The following is a 24,528-nucleotide window of genomic DNA, read 5'->3' as shown; positions in this document are numbered from 1 at the left end:
GATGACTCCCTCCCCTTATAAGACCTGCGGGTTTTAAACATTACGGTGGGTTATTAAGTTAAAGAAAAAATATGCATGGTTGGATATATCACTTCCCGAGGGAGAGCTCCCGGGCCTTCACGAGAACTGCACCCTCCGGGACCTCAACCTCGCCGCGGGTGATTATGATTGCCCCGTCGTAGGTCGTCATGGTCAGTTTGGTCCTCTTGAAGCCGCCCGTCTCGCCAACTATGACGAGGGGCCTTTCCTTGAGCTCGAGGAACCTCCTGAACTCCTCCGGCTCCACGAAGACCAGAACGCCTCCGGCTATAACCCGGTTGGCATCGACGGCCATACCGCAGCCCATGCCATCACCCAAAAGCGTTTAAGTCCTCATCCCCCATGTGCTTTTCGGTGTTAACATGAAGGCGAGGATAGTGGAGCGCTTCAGGTTCGAGGCCGCCCACGCCGTTTCCATGGACGGAGAACGGGAGGAGCTTCACGGGCACACCTTCCTCCTCGAGGTGGCCGTTGAGGGGGAGATAGAGAGGGGTTACGTGATGGACTTCCTCGAGCTGAGGAGAACCGTGGACGGGATAATCGGACGGCTCGACCACAGGAACCTTAACAACCTCTTCGACAACCCCACGGCGGAGAACGTCGCCCTCTGGATCGCCGGGGAGATACAGAAAAGCCTTCCGGCGGACGTTAAGCTCGCGAGGCTGACCCTCTGGGAGGGCGAGGATAACGGGGTGGAGTTAGAGTTTTAGCGGATCGGTTTTGACGTTTGATATCCAGCTTATTGGGGCATCTGAAAGAGCGCGGTTCTCCCATGCCCCATCATTGTAATACCCATACATGTGTAATACTCCCACTACCGAAAACTTTATACGGCCAAAAGTATCCGCCATGAATGCAAAGAATTTCAAATGTTCAACTACGCTATAGCACTCCTGCTACTGACGTACTTCGACAAGAAGATAGGGCTGAGCTACGAGGACCACACGGCGGTGGTCTTCACCTCCGTCGGGAAGAACGAGGGAACGCGATGGCGGTTGCGATGGCCGCGGGAATGGGCATGATGGCCATTCCTCCTGCCGTAACGCCCATCCTCCAGATACCGTTCCTCGTGGGTTACCTGAAGCTGGCCAGGAAGATAAAGGCCTGTGGGAGAGGTAAAGGCGGGTGAGTTTGGAAGGGCAACGTTCCCTTTGTTATACCTTTTTTCAAATTATCCCCCATCAGGTGATGTGGATTTTGACGGTGTTAACATAACCCTCGTCGAGATAGACAAGGAAACGGAGAACATCAAGATAACGATAGTCGGGGACAACCTTGACTATGAGGAGATTGTCAGAACCATAGAGGAATTTGGGGGAGTTGTGCACAGCATAGATATGGTTGCTGCAGGTAAGAGGATTATAGAAGAGAGTGAAACACCCCAAGATAGCCTTGAAGAATATTGAGAGTAGGTAGTCATGAAGGACGTTCTTATCGTTACCGACCCGGAGAAGATTAAGCTACTTGCGGATAGAACGAGGCTTGAGATAATCAACTGCTTAGGGAGCGCCCCATGGCCGCTTCCGGGCTCAGCATCCTATTAAAGAAGGATGTCTCGACGATATACCGCCACATAAATCTCCTGGAAAAGGCGGGATTTGTAAGGGCTGTGGGAAAGGAGGGCAACGAAAAGCTCTATCGAAGGACGGCGAGGATATTCCTCATAGCACCAGCGGGAGAGGGGAACCTCATAACCCCCACAATGGATGCAATTCATCACCGGGAAGCTGAGACGCTCTACAATCTCTTTAAACGAGCGGGATTTGAAATTGAGGACAGAACCCTCTTTATAAATGTGATAAAAACCTTCCTCTCGAGTTTGGAAACCCTCTCGCGGGATTTAGTCAAGCGTCTGGAAGGTATGGACATAGATCCCATTGAGTTTATACACCTCATGAACCTCTTGGTTTTGATAAACTCCCCCAAACTGCAGGAAGAAGCAAAGAAACTGAGAAAACTCCTTAAGTTGGAGGATTAGAATGCCAAAACCCACCTGCTCGGATTTCACGACCTTAAAAGTCAGGCGTTAAAGAGGGACAGGAACAATGACCAAAAATACCAAGAGTCCCACTAAAGCGCAAGATATGTGTGATATCCTTCCAGCACCCAATTCTCTACCCGGCAATAGCATGGCTAATATCAAGCCGGACATTAGAGCCACCTGCTCCACGATCATTCTAAAAGGTACCCAATCGTTGTAAAAAAGCCTTAGCATTGACCCAGTTATGCCGGCCAACGCCAGGGGTACAGTCGATTTCAGGTAGACCTTCAAACCGGGTAGAACCTTTAGAGTCAGTCTAAGTATTCCCAAAAGGAGTGCAGATTGAATAACAAACCTCAATTTATTAAATGCGTTCATTGACATCCCCCCACGTTTCTCTGTATTTTCTGAAACCTACTTCCAGTACTCCAATCACGCTCTCTTGAGAGTGCCCTTCAAGATTCCCACGAGCGAAGCGACGAATAAGAGAACGGGTACCCACCACAGGTACCGCCATTGGTTTGAATAGGCATCACCTGTACCCACAAAGCCTATCACCGCTCCAATGATCTCGCCTATTGCAAAAGATACGTTTCCATATTAAGGGTTCTAAATCAAATCGGTGGGAGAACAAAATAGACCAACAGCCCAATACCAAATATTACTACATGTTTCTTTAAAGGACTCAGCGATATTTTCTTTCCAAGGAGGTAAAGTGACAAAAACCACCCTATAGCCATAGAAATGTTTTCCAGAATATGTCTTAATGAAATAAGATACACATTGGTTAGGATAAAGTATCCAACAAACCTCAAAACGAAACAGAAAATCCCGGCTATAATCAATGGAACAAACGCAGAGCTAATATCAGTCGTCTTAAGGGTATACCCCAGCATTATCCGAATAAAAAACCAGATTATTGAAACTTGTAACAGAAACTTAATTCCCACACCGATTATAGCAACCCACATCTTCCAGATAGGGGCACTCATGAGTTGGAGCATAGCATAAAAACCCAAAAGTTGAGTAGAATATGCTATAATGCCATATGCTATCGCCACCGATATAAAATCCAAAACAGTATACTTCATTTTGCATCACCCATCGGATACTTCTTATTAAGAACCCGGGCCAAGAGAATGGCTAACAGCAGGATAATCGTTGTGCCCCCGATAAACCCCCATATTCCATGTTCCTGATAACCCCATCTGAGTTGCTCAAAGATCCAAGAGCTCCCCCACAGGGATGCTCCAGCCAGGGTTCCCGCCACAAAACCCGCGAGGGAGTACGCGAGCTTGGCTTTAGTATCGATTTTGACGAATAAGATACCTATCAGTATGGCCGGTATTCCTGTGAAAGGACAGAACGCGAGTAAAAATCCAAAAAGGAAATAGACAAAGGTTAGAATCAAATTTCACACCTCCGTGAAGTAAAAAGAAGATTAGCGCTCCAATGCCCGTGAAAATCCCCTGATGCCCAATAGCAAACTTACAAACGCAAGAACCGATAGGTATGCTGTAGAGATCAGCAACGTTGAAGCTGGTAGTGGCGTTGAATATATGAAAGACCTAATCAATCTCGCGGCGTGGGTCATGGGATTAACTGCAACTATTAGAGATAGCACTCTGCTACCGCTGAAGACGCTTTCAGGATAAAAAACTGTGGAAAGGAACATCATGGGCAGCAGTAATATGCCGGAAATCGCAAGAGGGAGATTTGGGTTTTGACTCTTGGAAAGGAGATATACCATACAGCTTGCTAAGGCTATAACAAGGGTCATATTGATCAAAAAGCTTTTTAAAATTCCCAATAACGTTAAAGAAAGCCCTTCTGCCATTAAAGCTGCCAAAAGCGATATTACCGACATTGCTATTAATGCCCTCAAACATGAGCCCAAAATCTTTGCTAAGAAGAGAGTTGAACGATGCACGGGGAGCGTGAAAAGTGTCTCCAAGCCTCCTCTAAACTTATCCTGAATAAATGTTGCCGCTCCTCGGAACCCTTGGTTGATGCCTATTATGGTGAGCACTCCTGGAAACATAAAAGCAAGATAAGAGATTTCATTTCCCCCAAAATTCACGTTTCCAATGAGCTTCCCCATCAAAGGTCCAAAGAGCATGACGTATATTAGGGGCTCAAACAAAGTCCCGAAGAAAAATTCTAAATCCATGCCAATTTTTATTTCCCTTGAAATGGCAACTCCAAGCGAAGATACCGCTGATTTAAGGTCCATCATATTTCACCTCCCAGTATTTCAAGATACACGTCCTCGAAGTTTGCAGCGGTTGTGATGATGTCCTTAATTTGTAGCTCCTTGGATGCGAGAACCCGGACAAGATTGTTAATGGAACGGTCTATGGAGTCCAGCTTTATCTCAACTGCATTCTCGCTTACCTGAGAAATATCTTTCACTCCCTCAACACCCATAAGCTCCCCTCTCAAAGCGTCAAAACTCAAAGAATCCTCAAATACAACTTTAACGCTCTTACCAAACTTTTTTCTCAAATCTCTCGGCGTGCCCTCGGCTATTAGTCTACCATTGTTTATGATTATAACACGATTTGCAAGATACTCCACCTCATAAAGATCATGACTTGTGAGGAGGATAGTTGCCCCGCTATCCTCAATCCTGTCTTTGATTAACTCCCACGTGTTCCTCTTGCTCATCGGATCCAATCCCGTTGTTGGTTCGTCAAGAAAAATCACAGGCGCTTCCGCAGACAAAACAGATGCCAATTGAACCCGTCTTTTTAGCCCAGTGCTGAGTTGAAAGGGCTTTTTGTTTCTGTGCTTCTCCAAATTGAATGATCTCAGGGCTTCTTCGCAACACTTTTTGGCTTCTTTTTTGTCGAAACCCCTAAAACGGAGATAGTAAGTTATGTGATCCTCAACGGACAAAGACGGGATCAAATCCGGCTCCTGGGGCATATACGCTATCTTGCTTCTGACTTTCAAAGGCTCCTTCAGAACGTCTATTCCATCAACCATTATGGTGCCTCTGTCAGGCTTGTAAATCGTGGCAATCATCCTTAAAGTTGTCGTTTTTCCAGCACCATTGGGACCAAGAATACCAAGAACTCCACTTTCTTTTGCTTGAAAACTTAGATTGTTGACAGCAACGATATTCCCCTGGGGACCTGAAAACGATTTTACAACGTTTTTTAATTCAACTATTGACATCGCCACACCTCCTCTGGAACATTGAGCATCTTGGATCAGGTTTAAAAAGATTCTTTGCAATTGCAAGCACTGTAGCGGGACACTTGGCACATACTAAACCACAACGGGAGCATATCTCATTTTCTGGCCACAACAATCTAAATTTCCACAATAATTCACTGGTGTTCCACACTTCCTTTAAGCTATCCACATATATATTTCCAGCAATGTATTTTGAAGTTCCATCAGCAATCTGGATGAGGGTGCATGGAGTAATGTTACCATCTGCATCTAAGGTTACTTGAGTAACACCAGCAGAACAAAGATAATACATTCTTCTTTTAGCTGGTTTTTTGAGAACCGGAGGAAAGTACCCTAAATCATCTACAAACTTTATTGTTTTGATACCACTTCTTTCCCACCATTTATGAATCTGATCCCTAATTTCTACAAATTCATGGGGAGAGGGGAACATGTTTGCATGAACTTTAGCATTACCTACGGGATATTCCATCTTAACTGCCCAACTTTGAATGGGTAAATTTTTAATTTGATCCAATAATCTGGGAATGGAATAATAATTTTTTAAGGAGACAGTTGTCTGAATGTGCGGTTTCCAGCCCAATTCCGCCAGTTTCTGGATGTTTTCAATTATCCTGTCAAATACTGCATTTTTCCGAATTTTCTCATGTATATCTTTGGGTCCATCTATACTTACAGTCACTTCAAAGCTATTTCTCTTTTTATCTGCATATTTTTCAAGATAATCTGCAATGTTTGTTGTTCCATTTGTGACTATGTGTGCTCTTACCTTACTGTTGTATATAGCTCTTAAAATTTTTTCAAAATCTGGATGTAAAGTAGGTTCTCCTCCTCCAATTGCTAACGCGTAACAACTCATCTCTTCCATTTCACGCACAATCTTCTTAAACGCCTCCAAAGATAGAACACTTGGATTTTCCCGTATTCCTACGTAGCAGTGCTCACACTGCAAATTACACTTATGTGTAATCTCAACAGCTATAGCTCCCGGCGGGAAAAAAGAAGGATTTTCTGGGTTATAGGGTAAGATCACATCATTTCTTATCAAATCATCTATAAATTCTTCTTGCTCCAGAGTAGTTATCTTTATAGGCTTGCGTTGTACAATTCTGGAAAAGATTTTAGTGCCTTCTTCATCCAATCCAAGCTCTTTATCCGCCATATGTATTATTGCTCTGTTATTTTTTATTTCCCACAATGCTTTAGGATTCGGCAGGAATATTTTCTCAGACATTTTTTAAGCACCTCCTTAATTACCAAGCTAAAATATATATTAGAATGGACTAAGTATTGAGCCCGCCGCACAAACCACGCAACCTCCTTTGCAAATAAAGGGTAACTCCTGAGTTGTTCCGGGGTAAGGCTTGGTGTATTCTTCCTTCTTTCGGAACACAATATACTCGATTTTTGCCATAGACATCCCCTTTTTATGTAATGCTACTTGTGGGAGATAGCACTCCTGATACACACAGCAAGCAACTGACACAAACAAAAGGCACCTCGTCGCCTTTTCCTTTGTATGTACTTATTTTGGATATTCTTTTTTTCACATATTCAACTCTTGCCAATCATACCACCTCCAACAGTTTATGCAAACTATGTTTATTCTCAAATATTTAAAAATTTTTTGGTTAACAAATACTACATTCTGTTGGGATAACTGGGGCATCACCTCCTGAAGCCATTCAGCAACATCACCAGGTGGTCGACCAAACCGAGAATGCTATAAAATTATACCAGAAAGCAAACAAGAAAACAAACCTGTGAACCTTCCTCCAGTCCTTACCCCTGAAATTATTCCAGAAACGCCTCGTTCTCTCCTTAAGGGTCCTGAACCAGCGCTCCGCCCCCAAAAGTCACATGAACAAAGTCCAAACTCAAAGACTTAAAGGCAGACTTGTACCAATGCCCACCATCAACCAGCTTCGCAGGATTTCAAAACAACCAGACCGGGCAATCCACCAGTTTCTAGTTGTTGTAATCCAGACTGCGCCTTCAACATCAATCGCAGCCCAGAGATAAACTGAGGCCTCGCAAGTATAATTCTACTGCTCTACTTTTCTTTTCTACTGGAATCTTATTCCGGCGAAAAGGTTTTTAAGACTGAAATCATCCAGTAAATAATGGTTCCAGTCTTCATTTTCCCCCTCTCTTTTCTGAAGTATCATCAGGCACTTAAACCTAACACCCTACTACTTATCCCGACAGTATCTGGATTTTTTAAGAAACGTTTTTAACAAGCGTTTTCCAGAAAAGATACCATTGAACTCCTTCCATTGGAGTTCTGGAGAGAACGTTAAATACTCAGCGTCCCTTCACCTTCACTTCCCTAACGCTCTCCGTCATCGCGATCCCGTTAGATGGGTCGAAGGATATCTTGTCGGGCATGCCGATCTTCAGGGGCACGGCCTTCTTTTTCTCCTCGCTCGCCTGCCAGCTTATTAGATCGCCCTCCGAGACGTCGAGCGTCCTTATAACGCCCACCGGGCCCTCGATGATGTACCTCGCGGGATTTTTGGGGACGTAGAGGCGCCACTTCCTCGCCCGTTTGAAATCAACGACCCTCCTCGACGAGTCGAGCCATATCACGTCGATGTCGTCCAGCATGAAGAAGGTGTGGATCGAGGCGTTGGCCCGTGTCTCGGCCGGGAGGACGAAGACGAGGGCGTAGCTGACGTTCCCAACGAGCATTAAACCCCTGAATCGTTTGAAGAAGCTGTCGGCGAGCCTGACCGTCCCACCCCAGCTTCGGTTTTTGGTCTCGTTGGTGAGCATGGTAGAAGATGGAAACGCGGGTTGATAAGCTTTTGGGAAGGATGGAAAGGGAAAGCGAAGTCAGAGCTCCCCGTTTTTGGCCTTCTCCCCGAGCTCGAACCCCCTGTGTAAAGCCCTCAGGTTTATCTCCTCCGTCCCCCTGGGAACGGCGTCCAGAACCGCCTTCTCCACGGCTTCCCTGCTTACGACGCCCGTCCAGGCGGTCAGGATCCCGAGGGTCAGGATGTTCATCGTGAGGCTCAAACCCGTCGTCTCCTCGGCTATCTCCGTGAGCGGAAGGGCCAGCACGTCGAGCTTCTTCTCGAACTCCAGGTCTCTCCTCGGGACGAGCTCCTCCTCGACTATTACCTTCGCCCCCTCCCTCACCGAGTGGAGGTACTTGTTGTAGGCCTCCTGGGAGAAGAGGACGGCGTAGTCCGGGCTGAGGGTCTTGGGGTAGTCTATGGGCTCGTCGCTGATGACGACCTCCGCCTTGCTCGCTCCACCCCTCGACTCGGGACCGTAGGCCTGGCTCTGCACCGCGTAGAGGTTCTCGTAGACCGCGGCCGCCCTGCCGAGGATAACGCTGGCGAGGATGACGCCCTGGCCACCGAAACCGCTGAAGAGTACCTCCTTCCTCATTCTTCCCACCCCATCGTCTTCTTTGCCCTCCGCTTGTACGCTTCGTACTCCCTCACGAGGCCCGGCCTGTCCCGGTCAACGAACTCGCCGATGACGACCTTGCCCTCGAGCTCCTCCGGCTTCATCTTCTTCGCCTTGGCGAGCGGGACGGTTATCTTCTGGTACCAGCGGAGCAACTCGGGGGAGGTCTTCATCCTGTTCCTCCTTCCGAAGCTTATCGGGCACGGCGAGAGGAACTCGACGAGGCTGAAGCCCTCCTTCTGAAGGGCCTTCTTTATGCTGTTGATCCCCTGGAGGTAGTTGAAGACGCTCCACCTCGCCACGTAGTTGGCGCCGGCCGCGACCGCAAGGTCGGCTATGTCGAAGGGGTTCTCGAACTGTCCGTACGGGGCGGTGGTCCCCTTTAGGCCTTTCAAAGTCGTCGGGGCGACCTGCCCGCCGGTCATCCCGTAGGTGAAGTTGTTGATGAGGATAACGGTGACGTCGAGGTTTCTCCTGATGGCGTGGATGAAGTGGTTCCCACCGATTGCGGCCGTGTCACCGTCGCCCATGAAGGCGATTATCTTGAGGTCCGGGTTGGCGAGCTTTATGCCAGTTGCGAAGGCGAGGGCCCTCCCGTGGGTGGTGTGCAGGCCGTCGAAGTCCACGAAACCCGGGACCCTCGAGCTGCACCCGATTCCGCTGACCCAGACTATCTCGTCCTGGTTGAGGCCGAGATCGTCTATCGCGCGGAGCGTGTACTGGAGGGCCGACCCTATCCCACAGCCCGGGCAGAATATGGTCGGTAGCATGTCCTTTCTCAGGTATTTGTCGCGGATCTCGTAAGCGGATTTGAGGTACATCATCCCACCACCCTCTCGACTATGTCCATCGGGGTGTGAACCTCCCCACCTATCTTGGCTATGAGCTCGACCTCGGCCCTTCCGTTGGCGCCCTCCCTGACGAGGTGGTAGAGCTGCCCCATGTTCATCTCCGGGACGTATATCTTCCTGACCCTCTCGGCGAGTTCCTCTATCATCTCGAAGTTGAATGGCCATATCGTGTTGAGCTTGAGCATTCCCGCCTTAACGCCCCTCTCCCTCAGCATCTTCACGGCCCTGATGGCGGAGCGCGAGACTATGCCCGTGCTGACTATCGCCACCTCGGCGTCGTCGAGCTCGAACTCCTCGTAGGAGATTATCTCGTCCCTGTTGCGCTCCAGCTTATCGAATATCCTCCTGATGAGCCTTTCGTGAACCTCGGCGTCAACGGTCTTCGGGTGTCCCATCTCGTCGTGGGTGAGGCCGGTGACGTAGGTGTGGTACCCCTTCCCGAATATCGGCATGGGCGGGACGCCGTCGCCGTGCGGGTCCCCGAAGGGCAGTTTAGCCTCCTCCTCGTTGGCCGGAAGCTTGCGGTTCACTATCTCTATCTCGTCGGGGCTGGGGATGTAGACGCGCTCGCGCATGTGGGCTATCTCCGCGTCCGTGAGGAGAACCACCGGCGTCCTGTACTTCTCAGCTAAGTTGAAGGCCCTTATCGTTAAGTCGAAGGCCTCCTGAACGGTCGACGGGCTGAGGACGATGAGCGAATGATCGCCGTGGGTTCCCCAGATGGCCTGCATTATGTCCCCCTGGGCCGCCAGCGTCGGCTGGCCCGTCGAGGGGCCGCCGCGCTGGACGTCGACGACGACAACCGGAGTTTCGGTCATGACCGCGTAGCCGAGGTTTTCCTGCATCAGACTGAAACCCGGCCCGCTCGTCGCCGTCATGACCTTTGCACCGGCCCACGAGGCCCCTATTATGGCCGCCATGCTCGCCAGCTCGTCCTCCATCTGTATGCTCACTCCATCGACGAGGGGCATGTAGAGGGCCATTGCCTCGAATATCTCGCTCGCGGGCGTTATCGGGTAGCCCGCGTAGAACCTGCACCCTGCAAGGATGGCGGCCCTCGCTATCGCCTCATCGCCCTGGATGAAGTCGGATTTTCCAACCGGAAACGGGTATCTCATGTTACCACCTCAACTAAAATCTTCGTGATTATCACTTCCTCCCCTCCTCGTAGCCGGCCCGGAAGGCCCTGAGGTTTATCTCCTCCGTCCCTTTCGGAACGCGCCTCCTTATGGCCTCCTCAACGTTCTCCCTGCGCACGACGCCGGTCTTCGCCACGAGGTAGCCGAGGGCCACCATGTTGACCGTCAGCGAAAGCCCCGTGCTCTCCTCGGCCATCCTCGTGAACGGGGCGCCGATGTAATCCCTATCGGGTTTAACGAGGTCGGTGTCAACTATGAGCGTTCCATCCTCCTTCAGGCTATCCTTGACGGTGTCGTAGCCGAGCTGGGCGAGGGCGACGAGAACGTCCGCTTTCGTCACCATGACGTCGTAGATGGGCTCCTTAGATATGATGACGTCGGCTATCGAGTGGCCGCCCCTGCTGGCGGAGCTGTAGTCCTGCGTCTGGAGAACGTTCAACCCCTCTATGGCGGCCGCCTCGCCGAGTATGACTCCAGCAAGGACGACTCCCTGACCGCCCACACCCGCGAACCTTATCTGCATGCTATCACTCCCCCTTGAGGCCGAAGTGTTCCTGGACTTCATCAACAAGCTTGTTAAGCTCCTCCGTGAACTCGGGCCTCTCCCGCCTGACTATCTCGCCGACGACGAACTTGCCCTCGAGCTCCTCCGGCCTCATCTTCCTGGCTTTGGAGACGGGCACCGAGTTGCGCAGGAACCAGCGGAGCATCTCGGCGGGCTCCTTCATCCTGTTCCTCCGCCCGTACTGAACCGGGCACTGAGATATGACCTCGACGAGCGAGAACCCTTTGACCTGCAAAGCGGTCTTGATGCTCTCGATGAGCTGGTAAACGTGTGCGGTGGTCCACCTGGCGACGTAGCTCGCTCCCGCGGCCGCCACCGTCTCCGAGATCTGGAGCGGGTGTTCTATGTTCCTGTACGGGCTGGTGGTCGTCTTCGCGCCGAAGGGAGTCGTCGGGGCCACCTGTCCGCCGGTCATACCGTAGATGAAGTTGTTCACGAGGATGACGGTTACGTCGATGTTCCTCCTCGCGGCGTGGATTAGGTGGTTCCCGCCTATGCTCGCCAGGTCGCCGTCGCCGCTTATCACCACCACCTTCTTGTCGGGAAGGCCGACCTTGACGCCCGTTGCGAAGGCTATCGCCCTCCCGTGGGTGGTGTGAAGCGTGTCCGCCAGGAAGTAGGGCGAGGCTATCCACGCCGAACAGCCGATGCCGCTGACGACGACCAGGTCCTTCGGGTCGAGCTTTAACCCATCGACGGCGTTGGCGAAGGCGTTGAGAACCGTCCCACCGCCGCAGCCGGGACACAGAGCCGTTGGAAGGGCCTCCCTGCGGAGGTACTTAACCATCGGGTAGGTGGAGTATATCTCCTTCGCCATCAGGCAACACCCCTTATCTCGCGGAGGATCTCCTCAACGGTTAATGGCACGCCACCGATTCTGTTGATTCCCCTCAGGAGAACGTCGTCGTTGACGTGGCGCTCGACCTCGAGTATCATCTGACCGAGGTTCATCTCCGGAACGAGTACCGCCCTGACGCGCTTTCCAAGTTGCCTCATCCTCTCGCCCGGGAAGGGATGGACCGTCTTCGGCACGAAGAGACCGGCCTTTATTCCCTCCTCCCTCGCCCTGATAACGGCTCCAAGCGCGGGCCTCGCGGTCACTCCCCAGCTGACGACGAGGATCTCCGCATCGTCGGTAAAGCGCTCCTCGTAGCTCTCGTAAACGTCCCTGTTCTTTTCTATCTTGCGGTGGATCCTCCTCACGAGTTTGTCGTGGACTTCCGGAGTGTAAACGTCCCTCAGGCCGTTCTCCTTGTGGGTTGAGCCCGTGACGTGGGTGAAGTAACCGTGACCGAAGAGCGGCATGGGCGGGACGCCGTCGCCGTGCGGGTCCCCGAAGGGCAGTTTAGCCTCCTCCTCGTTGGCCGGAAGCTTGCGGTAGGTTATCTCAACCTCCGAAACGTCCGGGATCCGCACCTGCTCCCTCGTGTGCGCCAGAACTCCATCGAAGAGGAAGACCACCGGAGTCCTCAGCCTCTCGGCGATGTTGAACGCTCTTATTACCTCCCAGAAGGCGTCCTGTCCGCTTATCGGGGAGACCGCAACCATAGGGTGGTCTCCGTGGGTCCCCCACCTCGCCTGGAAGAAGTCCCCCTGGGCTCCTTTAGTGGCCTGCCCCGTGCTCGGCCCGCTCCTCTGGACATCGACCAGAACGAGAGGTGTCTCGGTCATGACAGCGTAGCCGAGGTTTTCCTGCATCAGACTGAAACCCGGCCCGCTCGTCGCCGTCATGACCTTGAAGCCGGTCCAGGAGGCACCGACCATCGCCGCTATGCTCCCTATCTCGTCCTCCATCTGGAGGTAGTAGCCGCCGAGCTTCGGTAGCTCCCGGGCCATCGTCTCCGCGATCTCGCTCGATGGCGTTATCGGGTAGCCCGCGTAGAACCTGCAACCCGCGAAGAGGGCTCCGTAAGACAGTGCCTCGTTGCCCTGCAGGAAGTAGTTGCCGGGTTTGTAGAGCTTTCTCAGGAGCTCCAGTTGCTCGGGCTCGTCGCCCCGGATTATCATGGTCACCACCTTACGGATATCGCGAAGTCCGGGCAGAGGAGCTCGCAGAGTTTGCACTTGACGCACTTCTCGGCGTTAACCGGAACCGGGTAGTGGACGCCCTTTTCGCTCAGCTCCCCGCTCCACTCGAAGACCTTTCTGGGACACATCTCGACGCAGATTCCGCAGCCCTTGCAGAGAAAAGTGTCCACGTCGATTTCAACGACGCCCTCCGCCTTGCCGGTAACGAGGTAGCCGTTCTTTTCAATGGCTGTCTTGGTTTCGACATCTGCCATAATCATCACCCGCAATCTGCTAACCCCGTTTACGTTTGTCAACATTTAAAGCTTTCGTGGGTGGGCAGGAATGTACGCAAAAGAAGTGCTGGTTATGTTTATACACCCTGCGAAAAAGCTGAGGAAAACACGACTTTAGGATGAAGGAAGTTCGCTTAATCCCCACGAAAAGATCCAACCACGTTTGGCATCCGCCAGCCCCATATTTTAGGTCGGGGAGTATCACGGATTATTACTAAGTTATGGCAAAAAATAGAAAATTTTATTAACATTTAGGTTTTATTACTTAGGGTGATTCAGAGTGGCCCGATTAAGAAGCTACGTAAGAGTGTTTTTTATAGTTTTAATTTTTGGAGGACTTATCGGAGTTTCTAACACAACTTATGCAAAGAGCGAAGTCAGCATCGTAGCCCCAAATGAGGCTATGCTCGTTGCTCAGAGGCACGTACAGTGGGCATCTGAGAACGTACCAGATTTCGGGGACTGGAAAGATGCAAAGCTTTCCAGGCCTGTTGTGTATTACTTCCCAAACGGGACAAGGAGCGCCTATGAGTTCACCGTGCTTGTGAACGGCAAACCAAGCGGCTTTATACTCGTGGCGGCGCAGAGATACATGCCCCCCGTTCTTGAGTTTGGAAAGGGAGAGGCACCAAGCAAAAGGCTTGGAAGGCTCGGTGCAGCCAGAATCCAGGACTTTTCAACAGGAGGGCACAGACTGCTCTACTACGGCGGGCTGAGCTATGGCATAGACATAGGAAAAGGGAAGGCCATGGACATATACGGTAGACTGGTCTTGGTTCCGAAAGCCGTTAAACTGGAGTTCTCACGCGAACAGGTAGCAAACGCCTGGAGAAAAATTGGAGCATCTCCTGCAAGTGAGACCAATACCAAAGTACTGACAGAGTCAATTACCCTTAAGATTATACCAAGTGTTCCCGTATGGACAGAAGATTCATATTGGACTTACAATGAAGGAGTTGGTGACCTAGGAGGAGCTTCAACAAGTTATCCAAATAATGTTGGACTAAATGCAGATCCATGGGATCTATGGGATGGATGTACCCCAATTGCTGCGGCTCAGATCATAGCATACCATGAGCATCCAGAAATCTATGAAAGCGGATATTATACAGAAGAGTACAAGAGATACATGACGTCTTTGGTTGATATCCTCCACCATACTATGGGAACGTTTGATACAAAAGACAGGAAGGGATGGACTTGGTGGTGTGGATACCCCGGCTCCGACGCATGTGATGGGATTGAGTCCTTTGCAAGTGAATATCAAAAACTAAAAAATGAAGGGATAGTATCATGGTCACTTGTAAACAACTATGATGCACAACCTACTTGTACATTAGGATTGTGCTGGTTGTGGGGTGGATACATACACGAGGGTGATGTCATTAAAGAGGTTGATAACTATAGACCCGCGTTACTTCAGCTTGAGAATGGTGGAAAAGCAACGGATGGGCAAGGCCCATATGAAGATCATAGTGTTGTTGTGGTGGGGTACGCAAAGAACAGCAATGGCCAAGTAGAATACGTGGCAATCCATAGCGGTTGGGATATGTATGACCACTATCTCGCATGGGGCAACTGGGGCTCTAAGACTCACCTTGTAAAAATAATCCCTGAAAAGAGGTGATCCCGTGAAGCTCCCAAGAATCCTCATTCCTTTTTTTGCTTTTGTGTGGGAATTAATACCTCTCTTCAAAATTCCTGTAGAATACTATATCAAAGGCGGAATGGTCTGGTTCAAGAACTGGACTGGCTCCACCGGAAGGCCCTACGTCTGCTGGAGAGAGTATTCGCCCTCCCCCATTTTTGTTCTTCTGGTTCTTCTTCCCGCGCTCGTGCTCCTAGCTTCATATATTTTCCACAGGGATTCATCACTTAGAAATCTTGGCTTTTCTATGTTGTTTTCACTATTGGCTGCGACCATAGCACCGGTTTTTATTTCCGATTTCCTCATTAACTTCATTCTCCTCATGCTCGTTTCCTTGAGTAGTGGGACCGCCCTCGGGAAAGACATGGGGGATAGGGCAATTCTCGCCTTTGGAGGATTTTTACCAGGACTGGTGGTTATATTGGTAATATTCGCTCAATTCCACGGAGCGTGTTAGGTATGCCAAATGAGGTGAGGTCGGGGAAAGCAGGTAATGTAAGATCGCTATCTAGCATGGGGCAACTGGGGATCTGAAACTTACCTTGTTAAGATAGTTCCGAGAAGGAGGTGAATACATGAATCCCAAGACCCTCTTCTCCCATCTTTTTATTCTTGGAGTGGCCACAAGTTGGGAAATCCTCATCGACTCCTCCTGGCTGGAGAAATACTACATCAGAGGCGAGAGTATTAAGCTCTGGGACAGGATCTTTACGTGCCATATATGGTACTCGCCAACTCCAATCTTCGTCATCCTCGTTCTCCTCCCGGCCATAATTCTTCTCGCACTGTACCTTTACTACAAAAAGCCACTCTTCAAAAAATCAGGTTTGTCAATAGGAGTGCCGATACTCACAGCGGTGCTGATGCCCATTTTTTCTGATGAGACTATTAAATGGCTGTGGGGGATCCTCATCGTCTCCATCCTGAGCGGCATTGTTCTCGGAGAGAAAAAGCTGGAGAAAGTCCTATTGGCAGTTCAGGGATTCCTCCCAGCGTTGATGGTTCTCATGATTATAAGCACAGGGCTTCACGTCACGTGTTGAGTTTTGAAACAGAGAAAGAGAAGACCAAAAACTCAAGGCTTCACCACGTCACCAGCTGCCAGTCGAGGAGGCCGTTCTCGACTATGTACTCCCATCTATCTCTGCATTCAAGCTTCAGGTTCTCTATATACTTCAAGTCCTGCGTGGCTGAAAATTTCTTTATGGCCTTGCCGATGACTCTGTCGTAGTCTGTGAGGCAGTTGTGGGGTCCGCGCTTCGAGCCTGCTCCCACGGGATCGCTCAGGATTCTCTTGTCGGGAAACTTCCTCTTCGCCCAGATGAGAACCTCGACCGCGCTCCAGAGCCACGGCGGGCGGTATTCCTTCTTCTCCCAGAGCCTCTCGTAGAGCGTCCCCTTCTGGATGTCGGTTATGTTGATGGAGAACGTGTCCGTGTACGGCTCCGCTTTGACTATGCTCTCCTTGGCGTCTTCAATCCCGTCGCGCTCGGAGAGGAAGATTGGCTTGAGTAGAAGGTAAGTCTTGACCTTGGCGCCGGCCTTGTGTGTTATCTCAGCTGCCCTCACAAAGTCGGCAAAGGTGTTCCCTTTGTTTATGGAAACGTCAGCCACGTCGTCGTTGGCCGTCTCAAGACCGATGGCAACTTCAAAATGTTTATCCGGAACTATCTCGGCAAGCTCTTTAACGGCTTCATACCTGACAAGCTCGCTCCTGCTCTCGATTACGATCTCCTTGACGTTATCCATCTCTGCAAGGATTTCGAAGATCCTCCTCCTCGTCTCCGGCTTGAGCTCGCCGTTGTCGAGGAAGGAACCGGAGGTGAACATCCTCACCGCGAAGGGCCCTTTCCTGCCCTCGATTTTCTTGAGGGCTTCCCTAACGTAGTCGACTATCGCCTCCTGGCTCCACCTAACCCGGGGGGCGGCCGTCGGGTAGGCGCACATGTAGCAGGCCTCGTTTATCCTGAAGCGGTAGCATCCGATAGTGGGGAGTATGATGAACAGCGCCGTTCCCGGTTCCCCGGCGACGTTGTCCTCGCTCGTCCAGTAGGTCATCCTCTCACCGGAACCCGCTGGGAGTTAGGGTTTTTAAAGGTGAGGTAGAGTTCCCATCATGCACCGCATACTCATAACGAACGACGACGGAATCTACTCAAAGGGCATCAGGGCGGCGGTTGAGGCCGTCCGGGACCTCGGCGACGTCTACGTCGTCGCGCCACTCTTCCAGAGGAGCGCCAGCGGGCGGGCCATGACCCTCCACCGACCGCTCAGGGCGAAGCTCGTCAACGTTCCCGGAGCTAAGGTCGCCTACGGCCTCGACGGGACGCCTACCGACTGCGTTATCTTCGCCCTCGCCCGTTTCACCGACTTCGACCTCGTCATAAGCGGCATCAACCTCGGCGAGAACCTCAGCACCGAGATAACCGTCTCTGGCACCGCGTCGGCCGCGATAGAGGCCGCGACCCACGGTATCCCCGGGATAGCGATAAGCCTCGAGGTCGACTGGAAGAAGACCCTCGGCGAGGGCGACGGCGTGGACTTCTCGGTCGCGTCGCATTTTCTGCGAAGAATGGCCCGGGCTGTCCTCGAGAGGGGCCTTCCGGAGGGCGTTGACGTGCTCAACGTGAACGTTCCAATGGACGCCACGCCCGAGACTAAAATAGAGGTGACGAGGCTCGCGAGGCGGCGGTACCGCCCGACCGTGGAGGAGCGCATAGACCCGAGGGGGCACCCCTACTACTGGGTGGTGGGGAAGAGGTGCGAGGAATTCGAGCCAGGGACGGATGCCTACGCGTTGAAGGTCGAGCGGAAGGTGAGCGTAACGCCGGTTAACATAGACATGACGGCTAAGGTGGATTTCGGGGAGGTTGCAGAGATCCTTAGATGACTGGAAGGCGGGACGTTATCTATCCTTTGAGATGAGACAGAGAACGAACCTTTGCGAGGACGATTCGACTTGAAAAGGGTAAAATAGGGGTTTACCCGGCGGTTCCTCCGATGCCGCGGATGAATTACCCTTCCCCGAAGATCCTGTCGGCGAACCACCTCTCGTCGAAGGGCCTCAGATCGTCATAGCCCTGGCCGACGCCGACGAAGAGTATGGGCGCGCCTATGGCGTGGCTTATGCTCAGCGCCGCCCCGCCCCTCGCGTCCGCGTCCAGCTTCGTCAGTACAACGCCGTCTATTCTAACGGCCTCGTTGAACTGCTTCGCCTGCTCGACGACGGAGTTTCCTGCGAGGCTGTCGCCGACGAAGATGACGAGGTCGGGCTTCGTAACCCTGACTATCTTCCTCATCTCGTCCATCAGGTTCCTGTTCAGCTCGTTCCTCCCGGCCGTGTCTATGAGGACGACGTCGAGGTTCCTTGCCTTCGCGTGCTGGATGGCGTCGTAGGCAACGGCGGCTGGATCCGCACCGTAGGAGTGCTTGATGACCTTAACCCCGACGCGCCTCGCGTGCTCCTCGACCTGCTCTATCGCCCCGGCCCTGAAGGTGTCGCTCGCCGCTATGACAACCCCCAGACCGTTCTTCCTGAGCCAGTGCGCGAGCTTGGCTATCGTGGTGGTCTTTCCCGAGCCGTTGAAGCCCACGAAGGCTATGACGAAGGGCTTCTCCTCCTTCGATCTTATCATCTCGAGGAGGTCTATCCTTCTCCCGGGCGTCATAACCTCGAGGACGGCCTCGCGAACCGCTTTCTCCACCAGCTCCCTCTTGTTCGTTCCAATCTTGACCTTCTGGCCGACGAGCTTCTCCTTTATCCGCTCCTTGAGCTCCTCCACCGTCTCGAGGGCGACGTCCGCCTCGAGGAGTTCAATCTCAAGGTCCCAGAGCGCGTTCTCCACGTCCTTCTCGCTTATCTCCGTCTGCGAGACCTTCTCCACGAATGAGCCTAACTTCTCCCTGAGTTTCCCGAGCATCTTCACCACCGTATTGGCGAGGGATCAGCGGTATATAACCGTTGTGAACACGGTTACCACGCATGCCCACATAGATGACCGGGACAGTCATCAGTACCTCCGGATGTACGTTTTGCTCTCAACTATCTTTCCGTCCTCCAGCCTCGCCACGTCCACCCTCTCGAAGCCAACCGTTTCCCTTTTGTACGCAATTAAATAATCGATGAATTCCCTTATTCCATAGCGAGTTATGGAGTCCCTCACGTACTTGTGCTCGTAGAGCAGAACGAGCTTGTCCCCGTGGGAGGCGAGCCACTTCTTTAGCTCCTCCTTTTCTGCCTTCGAACGGGAGAGGGGGTTGACTATAAGGTAAACGTCAAAATCGTCGCTCTCAAAGGGCGGGCCTATGTAGACATCACCCTCAACCTGGAACGGCAGGTATTCGGCGAGTATCCGTCTTCCTTCCCTTCCCCATGCGTTCAGGTATATCCTCGCGATCCTCTTCCCGTTACCCGTAATCAGGACTGCCCCCGAGGTTAATTCGGCTATTTCCTTCAGCATGTTCATCATGAAAAACTTTTACACGCAGGTTAAAATCTTTTCCAGTATTTTCGATTAGAGGAACACCGCAAAGTATATATTCCGTTTCAATATAGACCCGCTGAACCACCGAGGTGATCTCAGATGAAGAAGTTGTTAAGCCTTTTTTTAATCGGCCTCTTAGCCTTAAGCGTCGTGGCCAGCGGCTGCATAAGCGGTGGAGAGGAGACCTCCACCAATACCAAGGGTAAGATCGCCATCGTTTACGACGTCGGCGGAAGGGGTGACCTGAGCTTCAACGATATGGCCTACCTCGGCGCATCAAAGGCCGCCAAGGACTTCAACCTCCAGCTCGTGGAGCTCCAGAGCAACACGGAGGACGACTACACCAAGAACCTCGAGACCCTGGCCCAGCAGGGGGACTACCTCGTTATAATCGCCGTTGGTTTCATGATGACCGACGCGGTCAAGAAGGTCGCCGCCGAGTACCCGAACCAGAAATTCGCCATCATCGACGGTTTTGACCCGGACATGCCCAAGAACGTCATGATGATCCTCTTCAAGGAGAACGAGGGTTCAGCCCTTGCGGGTGCACTCGCCGCGCTCATCGCCGCCAACAGCGGCAAGGACAAGGTCGGAATCGTCCTTGGAATGGAGATACCCGTCCTCTACAAGTTCGAGGGCGGTTACCGCTTCGGCGTTAAGTGGGCCGAGGACTACTACAAGCAGAAGACCGGAAAGGACGTCAGCATAGACGTTCTCTACCAGTACACCGGAACCTTCAACGACCCGGCCAAGGGTTACCAGGCCGCCAAGGCCCAGCTCGACCAGGGAGCGTGGGTGATCTACCAGGTGGCCGGTGGAACCGGTGTCGGGGTCTTCAACGCCGTGGACGAGTACCTCAGCTCCCACAAGCAGAAGATGGGCCCGCCCTTCGCCATAGGCGTTGACTCCGCCCAGGACTGGATTAAGCCCGGAGCGATAATCGCCAGCATGATGAAGCGCGTTGACGTCGGTGTCTACACCGCGGTCAAGGACGCCGTTGAAGGCAACTTCGAGGGCGGTGTCCTGGAGCTCGGTCTCAAGGAGGGCGGTGTTGGACTCAGCACGGTCGACGACGTTATGGCCATGTTCAACTCGCTCCCGGAGGACACCCAGAAGCAGAAGCTCAAAGAGCTTGGGTTCAACAGCAAGGACGAGCTTAAGCAGTACCTCGAGAACACCAGGAAGCAGGTTCCCGATTGGATATGGACGGCCGTTGACGACCTCAAGGGCAAGATAATCAACGGTGAAATCAATGTCCCGAAGGCCTTCAACAAGGACGAGATTACGGCCATCAGGAACGCCAAGACCTGGCAGGAAATGATGAAGCTTGGCGAGTGATTCTTTTACCTTTTCCCGACTTTTGGCATTTTTTCTTACACTTCAGGGGGTGCTCACATGGAGGAGACTCCGATACTGGAGATGAAGGGCATCGTAAAGGTTTATCCAGATGGAACAAGGGCGCTCAGGGGTGTTGACCTGACCGTTTATAAAGGTGAGATCCTCGGCCTCCTCGGCGAGAACGGTGCCGGGAAGACGACCCTCATGAAGATCCTCTTCGGGATGCTCCACCCCACCGCGGGTAAAATCTACGTCCGCGGCAAGGAGACCCGCTTTAAGAGCCCCGCCGATGCCCTCGCGAACGGCATCGGTATGGTTCATCAACACTTCACGCTCGTTGAGGTTTTTGACGCCCTCCACAACATAATCCTTGGGATGGAGGGCAGTGGTCTGTTCTCGAAGATAGACGTCGAAACCGCCCGTAAGAAGCTCCAGAAGTTGATGGAGGATCTGAACTTCAAGGTCCCCCTCGATGTTCCCGTTGAGGAACTGCCCGTTGGCGTCCAGCAGAGGATAGAGATACTCAAGATGCTCTTCAGGGACGTCGATGTGCTCATACTCGACGAGCCAACCGCCGTTCTCACACCGATAGAGGTGGAGGAACTGTTTGCCGTCCTTAAGAAACTCAAGGCCGAGGGCAAGACGATAATCTTCATCAGCCACAAGCTCAACGAGGTCATGGAGCTGACGGACAGGGTTACCGTTATCCGGAAGGGGGAGGTTATAGGAACCGTCAAGACGAGCGAGGCGACGCCCCAGCTCCTCGCGAGGATGATGGTCGGCAGGGACGTCGTTCTGCGGATTCAGAAGCCGCCGGCGAAAGCTGGAGAGCCCATACTCGAGGTGAAGAACCTGTGGGTCAGGGGCGACCGCGGTGAGGACGCGGTTAAGGGGCTCAACTTCCAGGTGAGAGCCGGCGAGATATTTGGAATAGCCGGCGTCGAGGGCAACGGGCAGACGGAGCTTATCGAGGCCATCACGGGACTCAGAAAGCCCGAAAAGGGTGAGGTGATCCTGAACGGTCGGAATATAACAGGCAGGCCTCCGAGGGAGCTCTACGACGCCGGGATGGCCCACATCCCGGAGGACAGGACACACATGGGTTTGATCCTTGACATGACCGTTACGGAGAACGCCATCCTCGGTCTGCAGTGGCGGGAGGAGTTCCAGCGCTGGAAGGGAACCATAGACTGGGGCAAGGCAAAGGAACACACGAGGAAGCTCATAGAGCAGTTCGAGATATCCGCCCCGGGGGTTGACGCCCCGGTTAAGAGCCTCAGCGGAGGGAACCAGCAGAAGCTCATAGTTGCCCGGGAGGTCAGCAAACAGCCCATTTTGATAATAGCGGCACAGCCAACGCGCGGTGTCGATGTCGCCTCAACAGAGTACATCCGGAACTACCTGATAAGGCTGAGAACCGAAGGGAAGGCCGTCCTCCTCGTCTCGGCGGACCTCGATGAGGTTATCCAGCTCAGCGACAGGATGGGAGTAATTTACGAGGGTGAGTTCATGGGCGTTGTCAGGCCCGAGGAGGTCAACACCGAGGAGATAGGGATGATGATGGGAGGGATACGTTATGAAGAGCTCAAAAAGTGACGCACTCAGGCTCCTCAACTTCAAGGCCTTCATCGAGAGCATCATAGCGATCCTCGTGGGCTTCCTGATCGGTGCCGTGGTGCTCATAGTCTTTGGCTACAATCCGGTGGACACCTATTACTGGCTCTTTAAGGGTGCCCTTGGCTCCACCAGTGGTATAGCCGCCACACTGGCGTATTCGACCCCGATAATGCTGACAGCGCTCACCTTCGCGATAAGCGCCAGAACCGGAATCTTCAACATCGGTGCGGAGGGTTCCTTCTACTTCGGAGCGATAGCGGCGGTCATCTTCACCAACGTCTGGGGGAACATGTGGTTCGGCCTCGCCATGGGCATGCTCCTCGGTGCCCTCTGGGCCCTTCCGGCGGCATTCCTAAAGGTCTACCGCGGCGTCCACGAGGTCATCTCCACCATCATGCTCAACTGGATCGCATTCTTCTTCGTCCTCTGGCTCGTCGTCGGCCCCTACGCCAATCCCAACGACCCCAACAAAACCATAAGGATTCCCCAGAGTGCCAGGCTCCCGCTCATAGGGAACACCGACCTCTCAATAGCGGCTCCAATCGCCATAATCGTGGCAATCCTGGTGTATTACCTCCTGTGGCATACCACCTTCGGTTTCGGCATGAGGGCGAGCGGCCTCAACCAAAAGGCGGCCAGGTACGGCGGGGTCAACCCCAAGAGTGCGATAATCTGGTCCTTCATAATAGGCGGAATCACGAGCGGCCTCGGTGGGGCGATGAAGGTCATGGGAGAACCCCCAACGTACGCCATAAGCCAGGGGATGGCCAACATCTACGGCCTGGGCTTCGACGGGATAGGGGTATCCCTGGTCGGCAGGAACCACCCCCTTGGAATAATACTCTCCGCCATGTTCTTTGGGATGCTCCGCGCAGGAACCCCCCTGATGCAGGCCGGTGCACGGGTGCCCCTCGAGATAATAAAGGTCATACAGGGCATCATCGTCATCACCGTGGCCATCCCGGGACTCTACGACCTCATCAAAAAGAGCATTGAGGGGAGGGAGGCATGATGGATTTCGGGTCTGTGGTTTCGATCCTGATAAACTCCCTCATGGCCATGGTGCCCATAGTGCTCACGAGCGTTGGCGCCGTGTGGAGCGAGAGGGCCGGTGTGGTAAGCATCGGCTACGAGGGCGTGCTCCTCATGAGCGCATTCTTCGGCGCCATAGTCGCCGAGATCACGGGGCACGCGACGATGGGTCTCATCGGGGGCATGGTCACGGGAATCGTTCTGGGAATGCTCCACGGGGTCCTCACGGTGTACCTCAAGGGCGACCACGTCATCCCGGGTATAGGGATTAATCTGCTTGCCCTCGGCGTTGTTCCGTTCGGTTTGATCGCCTACTGGGGAACGGCCGGTCAGCACCAGGTGGCGGTTACGCTCTGGAGCCTGGAGACCCAGTACGGCAGGTTGAGCCCCATGGTGCTGGTAACCATCATCGTGGCCCTCGTCACGTGGTGGGTGCTCTTCAGGACCCCCCTCGGCCTCCGCGTCAGGGCCGTCGGCGAGAACCCCGAGGCGGCGGATGCGCTCGGCATAAACGTCGAGAAGTACAGGTTCTGGTCGACCGTCTACGGACATGCTTTAGCGGGCCTCGGTGGAGCGTACATGAGCGTCGCCTGGCTCGGGGTGGTCCAGAAAACCATGTCCGCGGGCAGGGGGTTCATCGCCCTGGCCAACATGGTGTTCAGCGGCTGGAACCCGCTCGTGGCCCTTATCGGCGGCTGGCTCTTCGGCTTCTTCGACGCACTGGCCGCGTGGCTGGCACCCTTCCACCTGATACCCGGGCAGTTCATACTGATGCTGCCGTACGTAATGACCCTCATCATCGTGGCGGGGATCATAGGCAAGGCCAGGCCGCCGAAGTGGGACGGAAGGCCGTACAAGAGGGAGTGATTCCTTCCATTTATATTTTCTCGAGCTCTTTTGAGATGTCCACATT

The 24,528-nt window shown here is 52.9% G+C and carries 31 protein-coding genes and 1 pseudogene; 13 read left to right on the top strand and 19 right to left on the bottom strand.

The genetic code is table 11. The annotated features are described in order from the left end of the window. Nucleotides 1-88 precede the first annotated feature (88 nt). Entirely contained in the window at nucleotides 89-346 is a 258-nt protein-coding gene (locus A3L02_RS02190) for a hypothetical protein (protein WP_088862413.1), read from the bottom strand. A 55-nt stretch (nucleotides 347-401) separates the two neighbouring features. Between A3L02_RS02190 and A3L02_RS02185 the strand changes: the two genes are divergently transcribed. The 5 genes from A3L02_RS02185 (at nucleotide 402) to A3L02_RS02170 (ending at nucleotide 2,017) form a co-directional block, all read left to right on the top strand. Further along, nucleotides 402-749, top strand: a complete 348-nt coding sequence (locus A3L02_RS02185) for a 6-pyruvoyl trahydropterin synthase family protein (protein ID WP_088862412.1) — start codon at nucleotides 402-404, stop codon at nucleotides 747-749. A 159-nt stretch (nucleotides 750-908) separates the two neighbouring features. Then, nucleotides 909-1,061: a hypothetical protein gene (locus A3L02_RS10315; protein WP_204247211.1), complete on the top strand. Its 153-nt coding sequence runs from the start codon at nucleotides 909-911 to the stop codon at nucleotides 1,059-1,061. Then, complete coding sequence (locus A3L02_RS10310) at nucleotides 1,028-1,168, top strand: hypothetical protein (RefSeq protein WP_204247210.1); 141 nt, start codon at nucleotides 1,028-1,030, stop codon at nucleotides 1,166-1,168. The genes A3L02_RS10315 and A3L02_RS10310 overlap by 34 nt, the downstream gene beginning before the upstream one ends. A gap of 22 nt (nucleotides 1,169-1,190) precedes the next feature. Continuing rightward, on the top strand, nucleotides 1,191-1,445 hold the full coding sequence (locus tag A3L02_RS02175; protein ID WP_237268668.1) for a DUF211 domain-containing protein: 255 nt from the start codon (nucleotides 1,191-1,193) through the stop codon (nucleotides 1,443-1,445). 107 nt (nucleotides 1,446-1,552) lie between these two features. Continuing rightward, nucleotides 1,553-2,017 carry a helix-turn-helix domain-containing protein gene (locus A3L02_RS02170; RefSeq protein ID WP_237268622.1) on the top strand — a complete coding sequence of 155 codons (465 nt, stop codon included), beginning with the start codon at nucleotides 1,553-1,555 and terminating at the stop codon, nucleotides 2,015-2,017. Nucleotides 2,018-2,065: 48 nt separating this feature from the next. On the opposite strand, the gene A3L02_RS02165 is transcribed toward A3L02_RS02170, so the two are convergent. The 15 genes and pseudogenes from A3L02_RS02165 to A3L02_RS02095 all read right to left on the bottom strand — a co-directional run bounded on the left by A3L02_RS02165 (nucleotide 2,066) and on the right by A3L02_RS02095 (nucleotide 13,475). Continuing rightward, complete coding sequence (locus A3L02_RS02165; protein ID WP_157895718.1) at nucleotides 2,066-2,404, bottom strand: hypothetical protein; 339 nt, start codon at nucleotides 2,402-2,404, stop codon at nucleotides 2,066-2,068. A 230-nt stretch (nucleotides 2,405-2,634) separates the two neighbouring features. Then, nucleotides 2,635-3,111, bottom strand: a complete 477-nt coding sequence (locus A3L02_RS02160; protein ID WP_088862409.1) for a hypothetical protein — start codon at nucleotides 3,109-3,111, stop codon at nucleotides 2,635-2,637. Continuing rightward, complete coding sequence (locus A3L02_RS02155) at nucleotides 3,108-3,431, bottom strand: hypothetical protein (protein ID WP_088862408.1); 324 nt, start codon at nucleotides 3,429-3,431, stop codon at nucleotides 3,108-3,110. The genes A3L02_RS02160 and A3L02_RS02155 overlap by 4 nt, the downstream gene beginning before the upstream one ends. 30 nt (nucleotides 3,432-3,461) lie before the next feature. Then, nucleotides 3,462-4,253, bottom strand: a complete 792-nt coding sequence (locus A3L02_RS02150; protein WP_237268621.1) for an ABC transporter permease — start codon at nucleotides 4,251-4,253, stop codon at nucleotides 3,462-3,464. Beyond that, on the bottom strand, nucleotides 4,253-5,200 hold the full coding sequence (locus tag A3L02_RS02145) for an ABC transporter ATP-binding protein (protein WP_088862406.1): 948 nt from the start codon (nucleotides 5,198-5,200) through the stop codon (nucleotides 4,253-4,255). Before A3L02_RS02145 ends, A3L02_RS02150 begins: the two co-directional genes overlap by 1 nt. Beyond that, a complete protein-coding gene (locus A3L02_RS02140) occupies nucleotides 5,187-6,455 on the bottom strand; it encodes a radical SAM/SPASM domain-containing protein (protein ID WP_088862405.1) in 1,269 nt (422 codons plus the stop codon). Before A3L02_RS02140 ends, A3L02_RS02145 begins: the two co-directional genes overlap by 14 nt. Nucleotides 6,456-6,875: 420 nt before the next feature. Next, nucleotides 6,876-7,361, bottom strand: a pseudogene (locus A3L02_RS02135) (IS6 family transposase); the annotation flags it as partial. Between the two features lie 164 nt (nucleotides 7,362-7,525). Beyond that, nucleotides 7,526-7,996: a DUF192 domain-containing protein gene (locus A3L02_RS02130; protein ID WP_088862404.1), complete on the bottom strand. Its 471-nt coding sequence runs from the start codon at nucleotides 7,994-7,996 to the stop codon at nucleotides 7,526-7,528. A gap of 60 nt (nucleotides 7,997-8,056) precedes the next feature. Beyond that, nucleotides 8,057-8,617: a 2-oxoacid:ferredoxin oxidoreductase subunit gamma gene (locus A3L02_RS02125; RefSeq protein WP_088862403.1), complete on the bottom strand. Its 561-nt coding sequence runs from the start codon at nucleotides 8,615-8,617 to the stop codon at nucleotides 8,057-8,059. Next, on the bottom strand, nucleotides 8,614-9,459 hold the full coding sequence (locus A3L02_RS02120; protein WP_088863804.1) for a 2-oxoacid:ferredoxin oxidoreductase subunit beta: 846 nt from the start codon (nucleotides 9,457-9,459) through the stop codon (nucleotides 8,614-8,616). The genes A3L02_RS02125 and A3L02_RS02120 overlap by 4 nt, the downstream gene beginning before the upstream one ends. Next, nucleotides 9,459-10,607, bottom strand: a complete 1,149-nt coding sequence (locus A3L02_RS02115) for a 2-oxoacid:acceptor oxidoreductase subunit alpha (protein ID WP_088862402.1) — start codon at nucleotides 10,605-10,607, stop codon at nucleotides 9,459-9,461. Before A3L02_RS02115 ends, A3L02_RS02120 begins: the two co-directional genes overlap by 1 nt. A gap of 31 nt (nucleotides 10,608-10,638) precedes the next feature. Continuing rightward, nucleotides 10,639-11,151: a 2-oxoacid:ferredoxin oxidoreductase subunit gamma gene (locus A3L02_RS02110; RefSeq protein WP_088862401.1), complete on the bottom strand. Its 513-nt coding sequence runs from the start codon at nucleotides 11,149-11,151 to the stop codon at nucleotides 10,639-10,641. Between the two features lie 4 nt (nucleotides 11,152-11,155). Next, the gene (locus A3L02_RS02105; protein WP_088862400.1) at nucleotides 11,156-12,010 is read right to left on the bottom strand and encodes a 2-oxoacid:ferredoxin oxidoreductase subunit beta; all 855 of its coding nucleotides are present in this window, start codon (nucleotides 12,008-12,010) and stop codon (nucleotides 11,156-11,158) included. After that, nucleotides 12,010-13,200, bottom strand: a complete 1,191-nt coding sequence (locus A3L02_RS02100) for a 2-oxoacid:acceptor oxidoreductase subunit alpha (protein ID WP_088862399.1) — start codon at nucleotides 13,198-13,200, stop codon at nucleotides 12,010-12,012. Before A3L02_RS02100 ends, A3L02_RS02105 begins: the two co-directional genes overlap by 1 nt. 2 nt (nucleotides 13,201-13,202) lie before the next feature. Then, nucleotides 13,203-13,475: a 2-oxoglutarate ferredoxin oxidoreductase subunit delta gene (locus tag A3L02_RS02095; RefSeq protein WP_088862398.1), complete on the bottom strand. Its 273-nt coding sequence runs from the start codon at nucleotides 13,473-13,475 to the stop codon at nucleotides 13,203-13,205. A 301-nt stretch (nucleotides 13,476-13,776) separates the two neighbouring features. Here A3L02_RS02095 and A3L02_RS02090 point away from each other — a divergent pair, with 301 nt between their 5' ends. From A3L02_RS02090 to A3L02_RS02080, 3 genes are all read left to right on the top strand, one after another. Continuing rightward, nucleotides 13,777-15,123, top strand: coding sequence for a cysteine peptidase family C39 domain-containing protein (locus A3L02_RS02090; RefSeq protein ID WP_088862397.1), 1,347 nt, complete (start codon nucleotides 13,777-13,779; stop codon nucleotides 15,121-15,123). A 4-nt stretch (nucleotides 15,124-15,127) separates the two neighbouring features. Further along, nucleotides 15,128-15,601, top strand: a complete 474-nt coding sequence (locus A3L02_RS02085; protein WP_088862396.1) for a hypothetical protein — start codon at nucleotides 15,128-15,130, stop codon at nucleotides 15,599-15,601. Nucleotides 15,602-15,719: 118 nt separating this feature from the next. Then, nucleotides 15,720-16,187, top strand: coding sequence for a hypothetical protein (locus A3L02_RS02080; RefSeq protein ID WP_088862395.1), 468 nt, complete (start codon nucleotides 15,720-15,722; stop codon nucleotides 16,185-16,187). A 40-nt stretch (nucleotides 16,188-16,227) separates the two neighbouring features. Here A3L02_RS02080 and A3L02_RS02075 read toward each other — a convergent pair whose 3' ends face one another. Beyond that, nucleotides 16,228-17,202, bottom strand: a complete 975-nt coding sequence (locus tag A3L02_RS02075) for an archaeosine biosynthesis radical SAM protein RaSEA (protein ID WP_088862394.1) — start codon at nucleotides 17,200-17,202, stop codon at nucleotides 16,228-16,230. A gap of 58 nt (nucleotides 17,203-17,260) precedes the next feature. Between A3L02_RS02075 and surE the strand changes: the two genes are divergently transcribed. Next, on the top strand, nucleotides 17,261-18,034 hold the full coding sequence (gene surE / locus A3L02_RS02070; protein WP_088862393.1) for a 5'/3'-nucleotidase SurE: 774 nt from the start codon (nucleotides 17,261-17,263) through the stop codon (nucleotides 18,032-18,034). A 124-nt stretch (nucleotides 18,035-18,158) separates the two neighbouring features. Here the strand turns inward: surE and ftsY are convergent, their stop codons facing one another. Further along, nucleotides 18,159-19,064, bottom strand: a complete 906-nt coding sequence (gene ftsY / locus A3L02_RS02065; RefSeq protein WP_088862392.1) for a signal recognition particle-docking protein FtsY — start codon at nucleotides 19,062-19,064, stop codon at nucleotides 18,159-18,161. A 90-nt stretch (nucleotides 19,065-19,154) separates the two neighbouring features. After that, nucleotides 19,155-19,604 (bottom strand): hypothetical protein, encoded by a 450-nt coding sequence (locus A3L02_RS02060; RefSeq protein WP_088862391.1) that lies wholly within the window; start codon nucleotides 19,602-19,604, stop codon nucleotides 19,155-19,157. A 123-nt stretch (nucleotides 19,605-19,727) separates the two neighbouring features. Between A3L02_RS02060 and A3L02_RS02055 the strand changes: the two genes are divergently transcribed. The 4 genes from A3L02_RS02055 to A3L02_RS02040 are packed head-to-tail and all read left to right on the top strand — an operon-like array spanning nucleotide 19,728 to nucleotide 24,482. After that, nucleotides 19,728-20,966: a BMP family lipoprotein gene (locus A3L02_RS02055; protein WP_088862390.1), complete on the top strand. Its 1,239-nt coding sequence runs from the start codon at nucleotides 19,728-19,730 to the stop codon at nucleotides 20,964-20,966. A 57-nt stretch (nucleotides 20,967-21,023) separates the two neighbouring features. Further along, nucleotides 21,024-22,562 carry an ABC transporter ATP-binding protein gene (locus A3L02_RS02050; protein ID WP_088862389.1) on the top strand — a complete coding sequence of 513 codons (1,539 nt, stop codon included), beginning with the start codon at nucleotides 21,024-21,026 and terminating at the stop codon, nucleotides 22,560-22,562. Continuing rightward, the gene (locus tag A3L02_RS02045) at nucleotides 22,543-23,595 is read left to right on the top strand and encodes an ABC transporter permease (protein ID WP_088862388.1); all 1,053 of its coding nucleotides are present in this window, start codon (nucleotides 22,543-22,545) and stop codon (nucleotides 23,593-23,595) included. Before A3L02_RS02050 ends, A3L02_RS02045 begins: the two co-directional genes overlap by 20 nt. Beyond that, on the top strand, nucleotides 23,595-24,482 hold the full coding sequence (locus tag A3L02_RS02040) for an ABC transporter permease (protein WP_088863803.1): 888 nt from the start codon (nucleotides 23,595-23,597) through the stop codon (nucleotides 24,480-24,482). The genes A3L02_RS02045 and A3L02_RS02040 overlap by 1 nt, the downstream gene beginning before the upstream one ends. The last annotated feature ends 46 nt before the right edge of the window (nucleotides 24,483-24,528 follow it).

The organism is Thermococcus celer Vu 13 = JCM 8558, from assembly GCF_002214365.1.
In the GTDB taxonomy this organism is placed as follows: Archaea; Methanobacteriota_B; Thermococci; order Thermococcales; family Thermococcaceae; genus Thermococcus; species Thermococcus celer.
Note: the sequence above shows the minus strand (reverse complement) of the source record. Positions and strands in the feature narration are given on the sequence as shown.